This window comes from Oribacterium sp. Sow4_G1_1 (genome assembly GCF_052116105.1).
Taxonomy (GTDB): domain Bacteria; phylum Bacillota; class Clostridia; order Lachnospirales; family Lachnospiraceae; genus Oribacterium.
This window is the reverse complement of the sequence record NZ_JBQKLS010000003.1, coordinates 176,977-193,974: the sequence shown is the minus strand read 5'-3', so window position 1 is coordinate 193,974 and position 16,998 is coordinate 176,977. Positions and strand designations below refer to the sequence as shown.

Annotated in this window: 13 protein-coding genes and 4 tRNA genes; 15 read left to right on the top strand and 2 right to left on the bottom strand. The window is 57.2% G+C overall.

Translation table 11 applies throughout. The features are described from left to right. Positions 1-14 precede the first annotated feature (14 nt). From spoVG to ACTQ52_RS03495, 13 genes are all read left to right on the top strand, one after another. On the top strand, positions 15-290 hold the full coding sequence (gene spoVG / locus ACTQ52_RS03555) for a septation regulator SpoVG (protein ID WP_410043326.1): 276 nt from the start codon (positions 15-17) through the stop codon (positions 288-290). A gap of 428 nt (positions 291-718) precedes the next feature. Next, on the top strand, positions 719-1,312 hold the full coding sequence (gene pth, locus ACTQ52_RS03550; protein WP_410043325.1) for an aminoacyl-tRNA hydrolase: 594 nt from the start codon (positions 719-721) through the stop codon (positions 1,310-1,312). Positions 1,313-1,424: 112 nt separating this feature from the next. Continuing rightward, positions 1,425-5,111 carry a transcription-repair coupling factor gene (gene mfd / locus ACTQ52_RS03545; protein ID WP_441981855.1) on the top strand — a complete coding sequence of 1,229 codons (3,687 nt, stop codon included), beginning with the start codon at positions 1,425-1,427 and terminating at the stop codon, positions 5,109-5,111. Positions 5,112-5,289: 178 nt separating this feature from the next. Further along, entirely contained in the window at positions 5,290-5,580 is a 291-nt protein-coding gene (locus ACTQ52_RS03540) for an HU family DNA-binding protein (RefSeq protein WP_410043323.1), read from the top strand. Positions 5,581-5,778: 198 nt separating this feature from the next. Next, positions 5,779-6,018, top strand: coding sequence for an RNA-binding S4 domain-containing protein (locus ACTQ52_RS03535; protein WP_410043322.1), 240 nt, complete (start codon positions 5,779-5,781; stop codon positions 6,016-6,018). After that, complete coding sequence (locus tag ACTQ52_RS03530) at positions 6,015-6,326, top strand: septum formation initiator (RefSeq protein ID WP_410043321.1); 312 nt, start codon at positions 6,015-6,017, stop codon at positions 6,324-6,326. The genes ACTQ52_RS03535 and ACTQ52_RS03530 overlap by 4 nt, the downstream gene beginning before the upstream one ends. A 69-nt stretch (positions 6,327-6,395) precedes the next feature. Further along, positions 6,396-7,814, top strand: coding sequence for a tRNA lysidine(34) synthetase TilS (gene tilS, locus ACTQ52_RS03525; protein WP_441227172.1), 1,419 nt, complete (start codon positions 6,396-6,398; stop codon positions 7,812-7,814). After that, positions 7,807-8,337, top strand: a complete 531-nt coding sequence (gene hpt / locus ACTQ52_RS03520; protein WP_410043319.1) for a hypoxanthine phosphoribosyltransferase — start codon at positions 7,807-7,809, stop codon at positions 8,335-8,337. The genes tilS and hpt overlap by 8 nt, the downstream gene beginning before the upstream one ends. Before the next feature lie 167 nt (positions 8,338-8,504). Next, positions 8,505-10,598, top strand: a complete 2,094-nt coding sequence (locus tag ACTQ52_RS03515) for a glycoside hydrolase family 13 protein (protein ID WP_410043318.1) — start codon at positions 8,505-8,507, stop codon at positions 10,596-10,598. A 199-nt stretch (positions 10,599-10,797) separates the two neighbouring features. Then, positions 10,798-10,868: transfer RNA gene (locus tag ACTQ52_RS03510), tRNA-Gly, on the top strand. 4 nt (positions 10,869-10,872) lie between these two features. Next, positions 10,873-10,945: transfer RNA gene (locus ACTQ52_RS03505), tRNA-Phe, on the top strand. A gap of 104 nt (positions 10,946-11,049) precedes the next feature. Further along, a tRNA-Gly gene (locus ACTQ52_RS03500) sits at positions 11,050-11,121 on the top strand. 68 nt (positions 11,122-11,189) lie between these two features. Beyond that, positions 11,190-11,261 (top strand) — tRNA-Gly (locus tag ACTQ52_RS03495). 93 nt (positions 11,262-11,354) lie between these two features. On the opposite strand, the gene ACTQ52_RS03490 is transcribed toward ACTQ52_RS03495, so the two are convergent. Next, positions 11,355-12,269 (bottom strand): class I SAM-dependent methyltransferase, encoded by a 915-nt coding sequence (locus tag ACTQ52_RS03490; RefSeq protein WP_441981823.1) that lies wholly within the window; start codon positions 12,267-12,269, stop codon positions 11,355-11,357. Between the two features lie 250 nt (positions 12,270-12,519). On the opposite strand from ACTQ52_RS03490, the gene ACTQ52_RS03485 reads away from it, so the two are divergent. Further along, positions 12,520-13,119, top strand: coding sequence for a hypothetical protein (locus ACTQ52_RS03485; protein WP_441227174.1), 600 nt, complete (start codon positions 12,520-12,522; stop codon positions 13,117-13,119). 302 nt (positions 13,120-13,421) lie between these two features. Here the strand turns inward: ACTQ52_RS03485 and ACTQ52_RS03480 are convergent, their stop codons facing one another. After that, positions 13,422-14,165, bottom strand: coding sequence for an MATE family efflux transporter (locus ACTQ52_RS03480; protein ID WP_441227175.1), 744 nt, complete (start codon positions 14,163-14,165; stop codon positions 13,422-13,424). Between the two features lie 264 nt (positions 14,166-14,429). Here ACTQ52_RS03480 and feoB point away from each other — a divergent pair, with 264 nt between their 5' ends. After that, entirely contained in the window at positions 14,430-16,841 is a 2,412-nt protein-coding gene (gene feoB / locus ACTQ52_RS03475; protein WP_441981822.1) for a ferrous iron transport protein B, read from the top strand. The last annotated feature ends 157 nt before the right edge of the window (positions 16,842-16,998 follow it).

Here is a 16,998-nt window from a genome sequence, read left to right as displayed (position 1 = left end):
AGGAGGATCGAAGCATGCAGATAACAGATGTACGGATCCGCAAGGTGGATAAGGAAGGCAAGATGAAGGCGATCGTCTCCATCACCTTCGATAATGAGTTCGTCATCCACGATATCAAGGTGATCGAGGGTGAGAAGGGTCTCTTCATCGCGATGCCGTCCAGAAAGACGGCGGATGGTGAGTACAGAGACATCGCACATCCGATCAAATCTTCGACCAGAGAAGCGATCCATGAGATCATCCTGGATAAGTATCAGGCGGAGATGATTTCCGAGACGGAAGGATATTGATTTCAATAGTATATGGCGCAGGGCGAGAGCCCTGCGCCATTTTTTGATAAGGGACTTCGGCAGGCGTCTCTTTTTGTTTGTTTGCCCACCCCATTCGATTGCCTTTATCTATTTACTTATCGGCCCCGCCCCATGCAGGCAAACGAGAAGAGGTGCCCGGTATGGACATCCCTTAAAAATTATCCGCCTTACAAAATCACCCCGGCTGAACTGTTACCGTCTCTTTAAATATATCCATTCATGGAATCGCTTATATGATGTGAAATATATTAATTTGTGTTATGATGGCGTGTACGGTGGGACCGGACGGAGAGTAGGATATCCTTCGGTGCTGCTTTTGTTGTGCTTATAATCGTTAACAACCGTTACCATTCAGACAAGCGTCTGGAGAGTCGCTCTGAACGGTGACTGCTATATGGAGGAGTTTTATGTATCTGATTGCGGGTCTGGGAAATCCGGAGAAGAAATATATCGGTACACGTCATAATACGGGTTTCGCGGCGGTGGAGGCGCTCTGCGAGAAGCTGGGCGGGCTGAAGCTGAACGAGACGAAGTTTCAGGGTGTCTATACGAAGGCACGGGTGATGACGCCGGCGGGGCCGGAGCAGCTCATCATCGTGAAGCCGCTGACCTACATGAACCTGTCGGGCAACTGCATCGCGCCGCTCGCGAACTTCTATAAGATTCCGGCGGAGCAGGTCATCGTGGTGTCGGATGACATCAACCTCGCTGTCGGTCGCATGCGGATCCGGAAGGGTGGCTCGGCGGGTGGTCACAATGGCCTCAAGTCCATCATCCAGTGCCTCGGCACGGATCAGTTCCCGCGGGTGCGGGTCGGTGTCGGTCAGAAGCCGGAGTACATGGACCTTGCGGATCATGTGCTCGCGAAGTTCGATCGGAACGACGCAGCGGTGATGGCGGATACCTACGACGCGGTGGCGGACGCCATCCTTGACATCGTGAACCAGGGCGTGGAACACGCGATGAATCACTATAATCCGATGAACTGCGCGCAGGCATAAGCCGGCGCGCCGATGATACCGACGACGCAGTGCTGCCCTGTGCACGCTGCGTTTTCCGACGGGCAGGCTGTCCCGGATGCCTGCACTCCATGTGCTCAGTAGAGGAAGTATGATGATCAACCCATTTCTGAAAACCGAAAGCTATCAGGCGCTGCAGCAGGCCCTCACCGCGGGTGTGGGTCCGCTTGCAGTGACCGGAACCGTGGATCCGGTGAAGGCACAGCTCCTGGTGTCGCTCCAGAACACCCGGAAAACGAGCGCACGGGCGACCCGGGCCGCATCGACACCGGAAGCCCTCGACGCCAGGAAGACAGCACCGGCGACGAAGGGCGGCAACGATCGGCCTCCGTGGAAGCTGCTGGTCGTGAAGGACGAGGCGACGGGTAAGCGCTTCGTGCGCGACATTCATGCCTTTTCGGAGCAGGCCTGGTACTACCCGGCGAAGGATTTTCTCTTCTATCAGGCGGATACCCAGGGTACGCTCATCACCCGGCAGCGGGTCGAGGTGCTGAAGCACATCATGGAGGACGACGGCGGCGTCGTGGTCGCCAGCATTGACGCACTCATGGACCGGGTGCTCGGACGGGAGAATTTCTCGGAGTCCGTGCTGACGGTCGAGCCGGGGATGACGATGGAGATGGAGGCACTCTCCACGGAGCTGTCGCGCCTCGGTTACGAGCGTGTGGTTGAGGTCGACGCGATGGGTGAGTACTCGATCCGCGGCGGGATCGTCGATGTCTACCCGTTCACCTCGGAGAATCCGGTCCGCATCGAGTTCTGGGACACGGAGGTCGACGGCATTCGGACCTTCGACGCGGAGACGCAGCGCTCGATCGACACCCTGGACAGTGTGGAGATCTACCCGGCGTCCGATCGTGCGGACAGCGCGGCCGGTGAGAAGCAGGAGGTGAGTCTCCTCGATTATTTCGATGAGCGTACCCTGCTCTTCCTTGATGAGCCGGATCGTCTCCGGGAGCGGGGCACGGCGGTCGAAACCGAGTTCCGCGAGAGCTTCGAGGCGCGGGTGGAGGAGATGCAGCACCACGCGAAGCTGGCGGCGACCCTCGAGGCGCAGGGCCTCGCAGAGAAGGACGAGCGCGATTCGGACAAGCTGATCTACGGCATCGACCAGATCATGGAGCGGCTCGACACGCCACGGACGATCGCCTTCAGTGCCCTCGGCACGAACCTGAGCGCGCTGAAGACAAAGCAGTGCTTCCACTTCGAGACGGCCGAGGTGACGCCGTACAGTAAGTCCGGCTTCGAGATGCTGCTGAAGGATCTTCAGCGCTGGCAGAGCGAGCAGTACCAGATCGTGCTGCTGAGCCCGTCCCGGACCCGTGCGTCGCGTCTCGCACAGAACCTCCGTGACTACGATCTGCGGGCCTACTGCCCGGATGTGCCGGAGGCCAATGCAGGCGGCGCGTCAGCAGATGGCGCAGCCGGCACCGGCAAGCTGGCGGGAGCGAATGCGTCGAGCGCAGGTACAAAGCAGAGCACGACAGCATTGGCCTCGGGTAAGGCGGCCAACATGAGAAGCGGTCAGGGCAGCAGCCTGTCGGCGCAGATCCTCGATGTGGCCGGACGGGAGATCCGTGCGGCACATGAGGCGGAGACGCGCGGAGCCATCATGGTCATGTTCGGTGTGCTGAACACGGGCTACCAGTTCCCGGCGGAGCGCTTCGTGCTGCTCACCGAGGGCGACATGTTCGGCAACACGAACGCAGTTCAGAAGAAGCGGAAGCAGAAGAAGCTCGACGGTCAGCACATCGTGAAGCTGAGCGAGCTGAGTGTCGGCGATTACGTGGTGCATGAGGACCACGGCATCGGCATCTACCGCGGCATCGAGCGCATCGAGAGCCAGGGCGTGACGAAGGACTACATCAAGGTCGAGTACGGCGACGGCGGTAATCTCTACCTGCCGGCGACCCGGCTCGAGGGTATCCAGAAGTACGCGGGTGCGGAGGCGACGAAGCCGAAGCTGAATAAGCTCGGTGGCACGGAGTGGACGAAAACCCGCTCACGTGTGCAGCATGCTGTAAAGGAGATCGCACGTGACCTCGTAAAGCTCTATGCGGCGCGGCAGTCGGAGTCCGGCTACCAGTTCGGGCCGGATACCGTCTGGCAGAAGGAGTTCGAGGAGATGTTCCCGTACGAGGAGACGGTCGACCAGGACCTCGCCATCGAAGCGGTGAAGCACGACATGGAGAGCCATAAGATCATGGACCGCCTGATCTGCGGTGACGTCGGCTACGGTAAGACCGAGGTCGCACTGCGCGCCGCCTTCAAGGCCGTGCAGGACAGTAAGCAGGTGGCCTACCTCGTGCCGACCACCATCCTCGCGCAGCAGATCTACAACACCTTCGTCGAGCGTATGAAGGGCTTCCCGGTGAACATCGCGCTGCTGTGCCGCTTCCGGACACCGCAGCAGATCCGAAAGTCCCTCGACGACCTGAAGGCCGGTCGTGTCGATGTCGTCATTGGCACCCACCGTCTGCTCAGTAAGGACGTCGAGTTCCGGAACCTCGGCCTTCTGATCGTCGACGAGGAGCAGCGCTTCGGCGTGACGCATAAGGAGCGCATCAAGAATTTGAAGAAAAACGTCGACGTGCTGACGCTGACGGCGACGCCGATCCCGCGGACGCTGCACATGTCGCTGGTCGGCATCCGTGACATGTCGGTGCTCGAGGAGCCGCCGATCGACCGTGTGCCGATCCAGACCTATGTCATGGAGTACAACGACGAGCTCGTGCGCGAGGCGATCAACCGCGAGCTTGCGCGAAACGGCCAGGTGTACTATGTCTACAACCGGGTCAATAACATCGCAGACGTCGCGGGGCATGTGCAGAAGCTCTGCCCGGAGGCGCGCATCGCGTATGCGCATGGCCAGATGTCGGAGACGCAGCTCGAGGATATCATGTTGCGCTTCATCAACGGCGAGGTCAATGTGCTGGTGTCGACGACGATCATCGAAACCGGCCTCGACATCCCGAATGCGAACACGATGATCATCCAGGACGCGGACCGGATGGGCCTGAGTCAGCTGTATCAGATTCGCGGACGTGTCGGACGCTCGAACCGGACGGCGTACGCGTTCCTCATGTACCGCCGCGGTAAGATGCTGACGGAGGAGTCTGAGAAGCGCCTGAAGGCGATCCGCGAGTTCACCCAGCTCGGCTCGGGCATCCGGATCGCGATGCGTGACCTCGAGATCCGCGGTGCGGGCAATGTCCTGGGCGCAGAGCAGCATGGCCACATGGAGGCCGTCGGCTACGATCTGTACTGTAAGCTGCTGAACACCGCCGTGAAGGAGGAGAAGGGCGAGCTGGAGGAGCAGCCGAGCTTCGATACCCAGATCGACTGCGATATCGACGCATTCATCCCGGATACCTATATCCCGAACGAGTCGCAGAAGCTCGACGTCTACAAGCGGATCTCCTCCATCGAGACAGAGGAGGACTACAGTGAGATGCAGGATGAGCTCATCGACCGCTTCGGCGAGATCCCGAAGCCATGTGCGAACCTGCTCCGCATCGCGCTCCTCCGTGCGGAGGCGCACCGAAGCTACGCCACCGAGGTGGACATCCGGAAGGGCAGCTGGAAGATCCAGCTCGATCCGAAGGCCCGGATCCGCGTCGAGGAGATCCCGGTCCTCGTCCGCGAGCAGCAGGGCCGCCTCCGCTTCCTGAGCGGCCGGCAGGCGACGCTCGTCTTCCGACAGAGCACCCGCGAAAAAGCCTGGACCCTGCTCGAAACCATGGACGACGCCGAAAAGATCCTCCGGCGCCTGCAGCTGTAAAGTTTATGGGGTCAGACCCCCTTACGAAATTCTTAAGGTGGTCGAAAAATCCACGCGGGAGTCTGACCCCTCGGAAGCCGTTTCTTTATTGACATGCAGAGGCGCAGAGATTATACTTTTTATGTCAATTTTTAAATATGGAGATTATGGGCTTTTTTAGAAATCTGCCTTTAATCACGTGGAGGAAAACAAAATGAATAGAGTTGAATTAGTAGCAGCCGTTGCAAAGAGCGCAGACCTTTCCAAGAAGGATGCAGATGCAGCTGTAAAGGCCGTATTTGATACCATCGCTGATGCACTCGCTGAGAACGATAAGGTTCAGCTGATCGGCTTCGGTACCTTCGATGTCGCTGAGAGAGCAGCGCGCGAGGGCAGAAACCCGAGAACTGGTGCTACCATGAACATCGAGGCTTCCAAGGCTCCGAGATTCAAGGCTGGTAAGGCCCTCAAGGATAAGATCAACGGTTAATCACGAATCGGATAAAATCCGGAGGCGGCCTTACATGGCCGTCTCTTTTTTCTTGATCGGAGCCATGCGGGGATATCTCCTCGTGAAACCGACCATTACCTTAAGAATTTCGTAAGGGGGTCTGACCCCATAAACTACTACTTTAGATTCTGTTTAGAAAAATTTAATGGGGTCAGACCCCATAAACTTAGGGATATCATGAGACTAGACAAATACCTGAAAGTATCGAGACTCATCAAGCGTCGTACGGTGGCCAACGAAGCCTGCGACGCAGGCCGAGTACTCGTGAACGACCGTCCGCAGCGCGCATCCTACGATGTGAAGGTGGGGGACGTCATCGAGATCCGCTTCGGTGAGAAATCCGTCCGGGCAGAGGTTCTGGCGGTACAGGAAACTGTACATAAGGAAGAGGCAGGAGACCTTTTTAAGTATCTATGAAACGAAGACAGCGTCCGCGTAAAAATCTATCCAGCAACCGTCTGGCGATCATCGGCATCACGATCGTGGTGCTGTTCCTTGCGATCGCCATCAACATCCGGGGCAAGACGCTTCGGCAGCAGGAGCGGGATTACCAGGCCCAGGAAGAAAGCCTGGATGCTGCTATCGCCGATGAAGAGCAGCACGGTAAGGAGCTGGAAGAGAAAAAGGTCTACGTAAAAACGAAGGAATTCACGATGGAAAAGGCCCGCGAGATCTTCGGACTGAAGCTGCCGGACGAAATCATCATCAAACCGGATGAAAAGTAAGAGAGAACTTAGTAAAATGAGGTGGAGAGACGCAGGTTTCTCCACCTTTGTTTTTGAGAGGAGCTTCGCATGGATGCGCTTATGCTGGAAATCAAACGATATATCGAGGCGAATCAGCTGATCCGTCCGGGCGACGGCGTCGTGGTCGGCCTTTCAGGTGGCCCTGATTCGGTCTTCCTGCTGTATGCGCTGCACACGTTGCAGGCCCGGATGGGCTTTACGCTGCGGGCGGTGCATGTCCATCACGGCATCCGTGGAGCGGAGGCGGACCGCGACGAGGCGTTTTCGGAGAAGCTCTGCGCGAAGCTCGACATCCCGTTCCAGGCCGTGCATGTCGCGGCTCCGGCGTACGCGGCGCAGCATGGGCTCAGCCTGGAGGAGGCCGCGCGCATCCTCCGTTACGAGGCCCTCGAGGCCGCACGGCAGCAGCTGGGGCAGACTCTGGCGGCCGACCGGATGTTAAACTCCCCTGTAGCTTCGTCCGCCGGAACGTCAAACGCCCCGGCAGCTGCAATCGACCGAACGTCGGACTCCCCGGTGCCGGATTCCGCCAGAACATCAGACTCCCCGGCATTTACCGCCGGCTCCCCGTCGCGTCTTCCGGATGCTCGGTCGATGAAAGGCCTCCCAGCCCCGTCTGCTCCTGCCGCCTGGATTGCGGTGGCGCATCATCTCGATGATCAGGCGGAGACCGTCCTCCATAATCTCGTGCGCGGCGCAGGGCTTCGCGGCCTCGCGGGCATGGAGAATCGGCGAAATCACGTGATCCGGCCATTGCTTTCCATAAAAAGAGAAGATATACTGAAGTGGCTTAAACAGTATGATATACCGTACGTGACGGATTCGACGAACGCGGATCCGCACTACACCCGGAATCGTATCCGCAGCACGGTGCTGCCGGAGCTTCGCGAGATCAACCCGGAGGCGAGCGCCCACATCGCACACAGCGCAGCGCTCCTTCGTGAAGCGGATGCGTTCTTTCATGCGCTCGCTCTTCAGTACGTGGACGCGCACGCGACGCTGACGGTCGCCCCGGATTCGGCCAATGCAATCGACCGAGATGCACATACCCGCCCACAGACGGCTGTGTTCCAGGATGCACCGGTAACGTTACCGGAGCCAGGTGCCTCGACCCGAGGTACGACCTCGAGGCCGCCTGCATTGGCAGAAAAAAGCGCGGAGGGCGCAGCAGAAGCCCCGGACGAGGCGACGATTTTACGGTCGATTGCATTGCCCGTGACCGCGCTGAGGGAGTACCCGGAGCTCGTGCGGCAGTACGTCTACAGCGAGCTGCTCCGCCGGATCGGAACGCCCCAGAAGGACTGGAGCGCCGTGCATTACCGGGACATCGACCGCCTGATTTTCGGGCCGGGCGGCGCGCATCTCGACCTTCCGTACCGGATGAGCGCAGAGTATCGTAAAAAAACCTTGATTCTACAGGAGAATCGAGAGGTTATCAGTGTGAAAAGGAGAAAAAATCATGGCTGAGCATGTCAGAGTCCTGATCCCGGAGGATCAGATCGAAGCACGTATCACAGAAATTGCGGATCAGATTTCAGAGGCGTATAAGGGCGAGTCCCTCCACCTCATCTGTATCCTGAAGGGCGGCGCGATGTTCATGTGCGAGCTCGCGAAGCGCATCCATGACGTGGATGTATCCTTCGACTTCATGTCCGTCTCCAGCTATGGCGGCGGCACGACCTCCAGCGGTATCGTGAAGATCGTGAAGGATCTCGATGAGCCGCTCGAGGGCAAGCATGTCATGATCGTCGAGGACATCATCGACACCGGACACACGCTGAACCATCTGAGCAAGATGCTCCTCGACCGGAAGCCACTGTCCATCGAGATCTGCACGCTGCTGAACAAGCCGTCCCGTCGCGAGAAGGAAGTACCGGTGAAGTACTCCTGCTTCGAGATTCCGGACGAATTCGTGGTCGGCTATGGTCTCGACTATGACCAGCGCTACCGCAATCTCCCGTTCATCGGGGTGGTCGAGTTCGATCAGTAAATTCAGTTTCGGAGAGCCTGGCGTCTGCCAGGCTGTTTTCGCTGTGCCGACGACCTGGCGAAGGGAATGTTCGCCGGGGATCGATCAGACACAGGAGAGAGATAGAGCGCCTGGCCGGATGCGCGGCCGGGTACAGAGAATATGTCAGTAGGGAAGTAAGAAAGTAAATGAACCAGAGTACGATTAACCAGGCGGCACTGTACACCTCGGGGACGGCCAGCTACCGCATCCCGGAGGAGCCGAATCCTGGAGATACCGTTACGCTCCGATTTCGGACAGCACGGCAGGACGTGGATGCCGTCTATATCTTTTTCCACGAAGCCAACAGCAGCACGAAGATGCAGCTCGTCGAGCGTGATGCACGCTTCGACTATTATGAGCATAAGGTCATGGTCGGTCAGGCCACCCAGAGCTACAGCTTTTTCATCCAGAAGGGCCCGGAGCGACTGCATTTCAACCGTCTCGGCGTCTGCGACGACATGAACCGTGAGCTCTCGTACCGTCTGATGCCGGGCTTCCATATCCCGGACTGGGCGAAGGGCGCCATCATGTACCAGATCTTCATCGATCGCTTCTGTGATGGCGACCCGACGAATAACGTCGTCGACAACGAGTACATCTACCTCGGCAGAGCAGCGCGTGGTGTAGCGGACTGGAACGCCCCGGTCGAGGCGTTTGACGTGCACCGGTTTTACGGTGGTGATCTCGCCGGCGTGCGCTCGAAGCTCGACTATATCCAGCGCCTCGGCGTCAGCGTCATCTACTTCAATCCGCTTTTCGTGTCCCCGTCGAACCACAAGTACGACGCGCAGGACTACGACCACATCGATCCGCATATCGGCAAGATCGTGAAGGACGGCGGCACCCTCGTCGAGGACTGGGAGGATGACAATGCCCGCGCGACCCGCTACTCGATCCGCACCACGAGCCGTGAAAACCTGGACGCCAGCGACCGGCTCTTCGTCGAGTTCGTCGAGGCCTGCCATGCCCGCGGCATGCGCGTCATCATCGACGGTGTGTTCAACCACTGCGGCTCCTTCCACAAGTGGATGAACCGTTCCGGCTTCTATAACTATAAGGATCGGGCCAATGCTTATGCCGCGGGTGCGTACCAGCGCAAGGACAGCCCGTACCACGATTATTTTGCGTTCAGTGACAACCGTGACGAGGCCTGGCCGAACAACAACAGCTACGAGAAGTGGTGGGGCAATGATACCCTCCCGAAGCTGAACTACGAGGGCTCCCGTGATCTCGCGGAAGCAATCCTCGAGATCGGACGCAAGTGGGTGAGCGCACCGTATAACGTCGATGGCTGGCGTCTCGATGTCGCCGCCGATCTCGGACACTCCGCGACCTACAACCATATGTTCTGGAAGAGGTTCCGCATGGTGGTGAAGGAAGCGAATCCGAACGCCATCATCCTCGCCGAGCACTACGGCGACCCGTTCAGCTGGCTCCAGGGTGATGAGTGGGACACCATCATGAACTACGATGCCTTCATGGAGCCGGTGACCTGGTTCCTGACCGGCATGGAGAAGCACTCCGACGCGAAAAACGAGGCGATGCGCGGTGACGGTGAGATGTTCTTCAACGCGATCCTCTACCATATGTCCCGCATGCCGGAGAACTCGATTCTCTGCTCGATGAACCAGCTCTCGAATCATGACCACAGCCGCTTCATGACGCGCACGAATCAGACGGTCGGCCGCATCGGTACGAGTGGCTCAGCCGCTGCAGATGCCGGCGTTTCGCAGGCACTCTACCGTCTGGGGGCGATGATGCAGATGACCTGGCCGGGCGCACCGACCCTCTATTACGGCGACGAAGCTGGCATGACCGGCTGGACCGAGCCGGACTGCCGCCGTCCGTATCCGTGGGGCCACGAGGACCTTGAGCTGATCGAGTTCCATAATTACCTCGGCGGTATGCATAAGCGTAATGCGGTGCTGAAGAGAGGCGCCCTCATGAAGCTGATGGCTGGCCATAACTATGTGGTCTATGCGAGACAGTATGAGGATGAGGTCGCCATCATGGCTGTGAACTGCGGCGAAGAGGAGATCACCCTGAACATCCCGGCCTGGGTGACCGGAATCGAGGATGACGTCGAGATCCGCCGTCTCCTCCGCACCGACGACATGGGCTACAACGTCGGTATCACGAAGCGTCACAGCGAGGACGGCATCCTCGTATCCCAGATGTGGGCACACACCGGAAAAATCTACTACGCGAAGAAGACGCCGAAGGCTGATCCGGATATGTAAAACAGACGGAAACCTCAGGGGGAAAGGCACCAGAAGCCAGGCATACTGTGCTTCTGGTGCTGAACCTACGGGCCCCGGTCTGAACTGCTACGCCCATAGCGGCACCCAAAAAACTTTTTTTGAAAAAGTGTTGACAAAGCTTTCGGAGTAGAGTATTATAACACTCGCGTCACCGATAAGGCGACACACGAAGTCACTTGCGGGTGTAGTTCAATGGTAGAATGTCAGCCTTCCAAGCTGAACATGTGAGTTCGATTCTCATCACCCGCTCGATGCCCAGATAGCTCAGTTGGTAGAGCAGAGGACTGAAAATCCTCGTGTCACTGGTTCGATTCCGGTTCTGGGCACTCAAGATGATTAAGACGGCGATAACATTCACACCGACACTGATGATCTTTTGTATAATGCACCCACCTTCACAGAAATGAAAGTCGGTTGGGACATTAAAAATGCGCGAGTAGTAGAGTGGTACTACGTCGCCTTGCCAAGGCGAAGATCGCGGGTTCGATCCCCGTCTCGCGCTCTATGGAGCGATTGAGAAACATCATCCAGACAAACCGATTTATCCGGTCAAACGGATAAACGCATATTGCGCGAGTAGTAGAGTGGTACTACGTCGCCTTGCCAAGGCGAAGATCGCGGGTTCGATCCCCGTCTCGCGCTCGACTGAAAGCCCTCCTGAGAAATCAGGAGGGCTTTTTTGGTGATCAGATCGATAATGTAAAGAGGCTGTCTCTGTTACGACAGCCTCTTTAACTATACGTTTTCCGGAAAGACATAGCAGTCATAGCGGATGGCCTTTCCATCGAGCGAGTAGGATGGCTTCAGGCCGGCGAGGTACGGGCCCTTCGCGGGGCGCTTCACGACGATTTTAAATGGGTGCGCGGCGATGGCGGCCTGCATCAGCGCCTCTTCGTTCTCCGCTGGTGCCTCGAGGTAGTGGATGAGCTGGAACTTCTTTTTTACGAGGCCGCTTTTCTGCCGTTCCGGGAACATCGGATCGAGGTAGATGACATCCAGGCGCTTCAGCGCTTCATCTGCGCTGTTCGTCGTGGCAGCTGCGTCGTTCGTTGTGACTTCTGCACCGCTTGTCGAGGCATCAGCGCCGTTCCCCGTGGCAGCCGACGCTGTTAGAGCCGGACAGGCGTGTCCAGCATCGTCCTCTGGTGCATCCGAACCCGTGCCTGCTTCTCCAAGCCTCCGGAGATGGTCAATGCTGTCGCCCTCGACGAGCTGCATGCGCATGACGATTTCGTGAAGCGTCGCTTCCTCGAGTGCGCGTCGCATCGTGTCCTGCAGGAGTGCGGCGATGACCGGATCCTGCTCGTAAAGCGTGACCTCACAGCCGGCCGCTGCAAGCAGCAGCGAATCCTCACCCATGCCTGCGGTCGCATCGATCACACGCAGATTCTCACGACCCTTCACCTTCGTCGCCTTCACGAGGAGCTCATGCGTCAGATTATGGTACTGGAGGCGCTTCTGCAGCTTCGTGAAGTCGCCACGCATCGCCTGATCGCCATCTGTGAGCGAAAGGCCGGCTGCGTTCACAGAGAGCCAGACCGGTGCATCCGGCGTCGTATGCAGCAGTGCTGTCTTCAGATGCGCGGCCAGTGCCTCTGCATAGGCGCAGTCGCCATCTGCTTTCAGCACGATCGGTATTCGGTCATTCATAGTATCCTCCTGTCAAGCCCGGTTTTCGGGAAGTCTCTAGAAAGAATTATATCATCCATTTAAAAAAATTATCCACGGAAATATCAAGAAACCGTATGAATTCTTACGATCTGATGTATAATGATTGCTGAATAATTACTTTTGGGTAATTAACAGGTGCGTGAAGTATTGAAAAAATGTGTAAAAACTGATATCTGCGTCTGAACGTGATTTCGCAGATGTCAGAATCATGTAAGGAAAGCAGTGTAGTATGGGACGAACGTATGTGGATGGGAATACAGTTCGTGCCGATGTTTCGGAGAGACGTCCGCTGGTACGTGAGACTCTGGTCGTAGAGGAACGCGGAAGACGGAATCAGATTCATCTCTATCGGGACCGGTACGACGGACAGCTTCGGCTGGAGTACCAGGAAGATAAAAGCATCATCGCCCCGCTTTTCCGGCTGATTCCGGAGCGTGTGCTCGATGGTGCCTGTCGTCTGTTACTGACCTGTTCGATTATTTTCATTTTCCTGACCTGCTACCAATGTGTACACCTCGATACGTTGGTTTCCACGCGTCTCTCGACGATCGAGCAGAAGCGTACTCAGCTCGAGCAGCTGCGGGTGCAGAACGCAGATCTTCAGGCGAAGATCAACGACGCGGTGAACCCGGATCAGATTTACAGGGATGCGGTCCAGAAGTACGGCATGGTCCTTCCGGATCAGACAAACACGATCATCTTCGAGAAAACCGGAAAATCAGAGTATATCCGGCAGTATGATCCGATTCCGAGCGGACAGTGTGCCGCCGATGACAGCATGATCGTATCACTGAAAAGCAGTCTGGCACAGTTCTTCATGCTGGACTGAGCACCATTTATGTTCGCATGACTGCGTGACAGGCCGAAGCATCGGCCTCTGCGACAGTTTACGATAGCTCCGGCGCTGAGTCGGAGAGGGGAGAGTTTTCATATATGGCTGTGGCATCTTCGGACGTCACAGCCATTACTTTTACTGTACCGACCAGAAGTCTGAACGCCTTAAAAAGTACAGGGGATTCCACGCTGAAAACAGATGACGGGACGACTTGTTGCATCATGCACGATTCGGACGAAAAAAGGGGAGCTTACACCTGGCGGTGCGAAGCTCCCTTTCGGTATCGGTATTTGGTTTTATGATGCGGCGAGTTCCTTCCGTACCTTCCGGATCACCACGAGGTAGACACCGGCGTTGATGCGCCAGTCGTGATGCTCCGGCCAGAGCACCTTCTCTTTCTTATAGATATAGAAGAGACAGAGGGTGGCGGAGATGCCCTGGGAGAGATCTGTGGCGAGTGCGGCACCCGCGACACCGAGCTTCAGGACGATGATAAAGAAAAGATCCAGCACGACATTGAGGCAGGCACTGAACACCAGAAAGCAGAGCGGCACTTTACTGTTTCCGACGGCCTGCAGGAAGGCGGAGAAGAGATTGTAGTAGACGCTTGCGACGATGCCCATGCAGATGATGCTGATGTAGGTGTGGGCATCCTCGAAGATGTTAGCCGGTGTATTCATGAGTCGGAGCAGTGTCTGCATCGTGGATACGGAAAGCGTGGTCATCACGATGATGACGATCGCGGCGAGAAGGATGCCGTTCGCAACACTGCGCTTCACGCGTGCGTAGTCCTTTGCACCATAGACCTGAGAGGTCGGGACGGTAAAGCCGGTGCAGAGGCCCTGCGAGAAGCCGAGCACGAGAAACATGATGGTGCCGGTGGCACCGACCGCAGCGAGCGCATCAGCACCGACGAAGCGCCCGACGATGATGGTGTCTGCCATGTTGTAGAGCTGCTGGAAGACATTGCCGATAAACAGCGGAATCATAAATTTTAAGATGATCGGAAACGGGTTTCCCTTCGTCATATCAAGTGTCATACGAATCTCCTGAAATGTGTTTTTTCGGTAATCGTTTTAATTCTTTTAAAGCGATTTTTCGGTAATCTTTTTTAAACGTCTTTACGTTTGCTAATCGCGAATTATAATGTTAGTTTTAAAGATATACAAGATGGTATCGGCTTTTTAAACTGACGAGTTTTCATCTGGAAATGGACGTTTCTAAGTGATTTTGTCTTAACGGGAAGTTCGAGACGGTATAGCTTTGATTTTACAGGAGTATAAATTTCATCAGGGAGTGATTTTATGACATTAAAGGATCTTGACATCGGCCAGAGTGCCATCGTGACGACGGTCGGAGGCGAGGGCGCGCTTCGACAGCATTTCCTGGATATGGGCGTGATTCCGGGGGCAGAGGTGCAGCTCGTGAAGTTTGCACCGATGGGCGACCCGATGGAGCTGCGGATCCATGACTATCAGCTGACCCTTCGTCTCGCGGATGCGGCGCAGATTCAGGCGCGGCCGATCACGGCGGAGGAGCATAAAGAGCATCAGCTCTGGAAGAAGGAGCAGCACCCGGCGACGAAGGCAGAGCTCGATGCGGCAGAAGCAGCGAAGGACGGAAAGTTCTTCGATGATGACGAGCACCCGGGCTTCGGTGAGGGCGGTCGTTTCCATGATAAGGCGAGCGAACATCCGCTTCCGGAGGATACGAAGCTCAGCTTCGCACTGGCGGGCAACCAGAACTGCGGAAAGACGACGCTCTTTAACCAGCTGACGGGCTCGAACCAGCACGTCGGTAATTTCCCAGGCGTCACGGTGGACCGGAAGTCCGGCTCCATCAAGGGCCATCCGGAAACGGAGGTCACGGATCTGCCGGGCATCTACTCGATGTCGCCGTACACGAGCGAGGAGATCGTCTCCCGTCAGTTTATCCTGAACGACCGACCGAAAGGCATCATCAATATCGTGGATGCCACCAACATTGAACGAAACCTCTACCTCACGATGCAGCTGATCGAGCTGGACATCCCGATGGTGGTCGCCCTCAACATGATGGACGAGCTGCAGGGCAACGGCGGCTCCGTCGACATCAACCGCATGGAGCGTCACCTCGGCGTACCGGTCGTGCCGATTTCGGCGGCGAAAAATGAAGGCGTCGATGAGCTGGTGGCTCATGCGCTGCACGTCGCGCGCTACCAGGAGAAGCCGCAGCGGCTCGACTTCTGTGCGGAGAACGACCACGGCGGCGCGGTTCATCGCTGCGTCCATGGCATCATGCACCTGATCGAGGATCACGCGGTCGCAGCCGGCATCCCGGTACGATTTGCAGCGACGAAGCTGATCGAGGGGGATGCGCGGGTCGAGGAAGCGCTGGCACTTAGTCAGAACGAGAAGGAGATGGTGGAGCACATCATCGTCCAGATGGAGGAGGAGCGTGGGCTCGATCGTGCCGCCGCCATCGCGGATATGCGTTTCGACTTCATCGAGCGCATGAGCCGTCGCTGCGTGACGAAGCCGCATGAGAGCCGGGAGGCGGTCCGTTCGGCGAAGATCGACCAGATCCTGACTGGCCGGCATACGGCGATCCCGGCGTTTATCGTCATCATGGGCCTCGTGTTCTACCTGACCTTCAACGTCATCGGTGCCTTCCTGCAGGATGCGCTCGCGTCGCTGGTGGACCTCCTGACACAGCTCGTCGACCAGCTGCTGACGGCGGCCAATGTCAGCCACGCGCTGCATTCGCTCATCATCGACGGTATCTTCACCGGCGTGGGTTCGGTGCTCAGTTTCCTGCCGATCGTCGTGACGCTGTTCTTCTTCCTGTCCCTCCTCGAGGATACAGGGTATATGGCGCGTATCGCCTTCGTCATGGATAAGCTGCTCCGCCGCATCGGTCTCTCTGGTCGTTCGATCGTGCCGATGCTGGTGGGCTTCGGCTGTACCGTGCCCGCGGTTATGTCGTCGCGCACCATGCCGTCGGAGCGGGATCGTAAGATGACCATCATGCTGACCCCGTTTATGAGCTGCTCGGCGAAGCTGCCGATCTACGGCTTCTTCACGGCGGCCTTTTTCCCGGGGAAGGGCGGGCCGATCATGATCGCGCTCTACCTCACCGGCATCCTCGTCAGCATCCTCTTTGCGAAGATCAGCCAGCGCTTCACCTTCAAGGGTTCGGCGGTGCCGTTCGTCATGGAGCTTCCGAACTACCGCCTGCCGAGTGCGAAGAACGTACTGCAGCTGCTCTGGGAGAAGGCGAAGGACTTCCTTACGAAGGCCTTCACGATCATCACCCTCGGCACCATCATCGTATGGTTCCTGCAGAACTTTGACTTCGGACTTCATATGGTGAGTGACTCCTCGGCCAGCATCCTCGCGGCGATCGCGAGTGCGATCGCGCCGATCTTCCGACCGCTTGGCTTCGGTGACTGGCGCATCACGGTATCGCTGATTTCCGGTTTCCTCGCGAAGGAGAGCGTCGTATCGACTCTGAACATCCTCTTCGGCGGCATGGATGCGCTCCGTGCGGTTCTGACCCCGCTCGCAGCCGCTGCCCTCCTCGTGTTCTGCCTGCTCTACACCCCGTGCATCGCCGCCATCACCTCCGTGAAGCGTGAGCTCGGCACCCGCTGGGCCGTCGGCATGGTGCTCCTTCAGTGCGCCATCGCGTATGTTTGCGCCGGCATCGTCGTACTGATCGGACAGATCATCCTGTAAGTGAAGCCGAGATGCCGAGGGGTCTGACCCCATTAAATTTTTATAAACAGAATCTAAAGTTGAAGTTTATGGGGTCAGACCCCATAAACTCCCGGCGGTTAAAAAAGTCTATATTTCACGATAATTTAATGTCTGCATCTGTCAGTTGATGTATAAT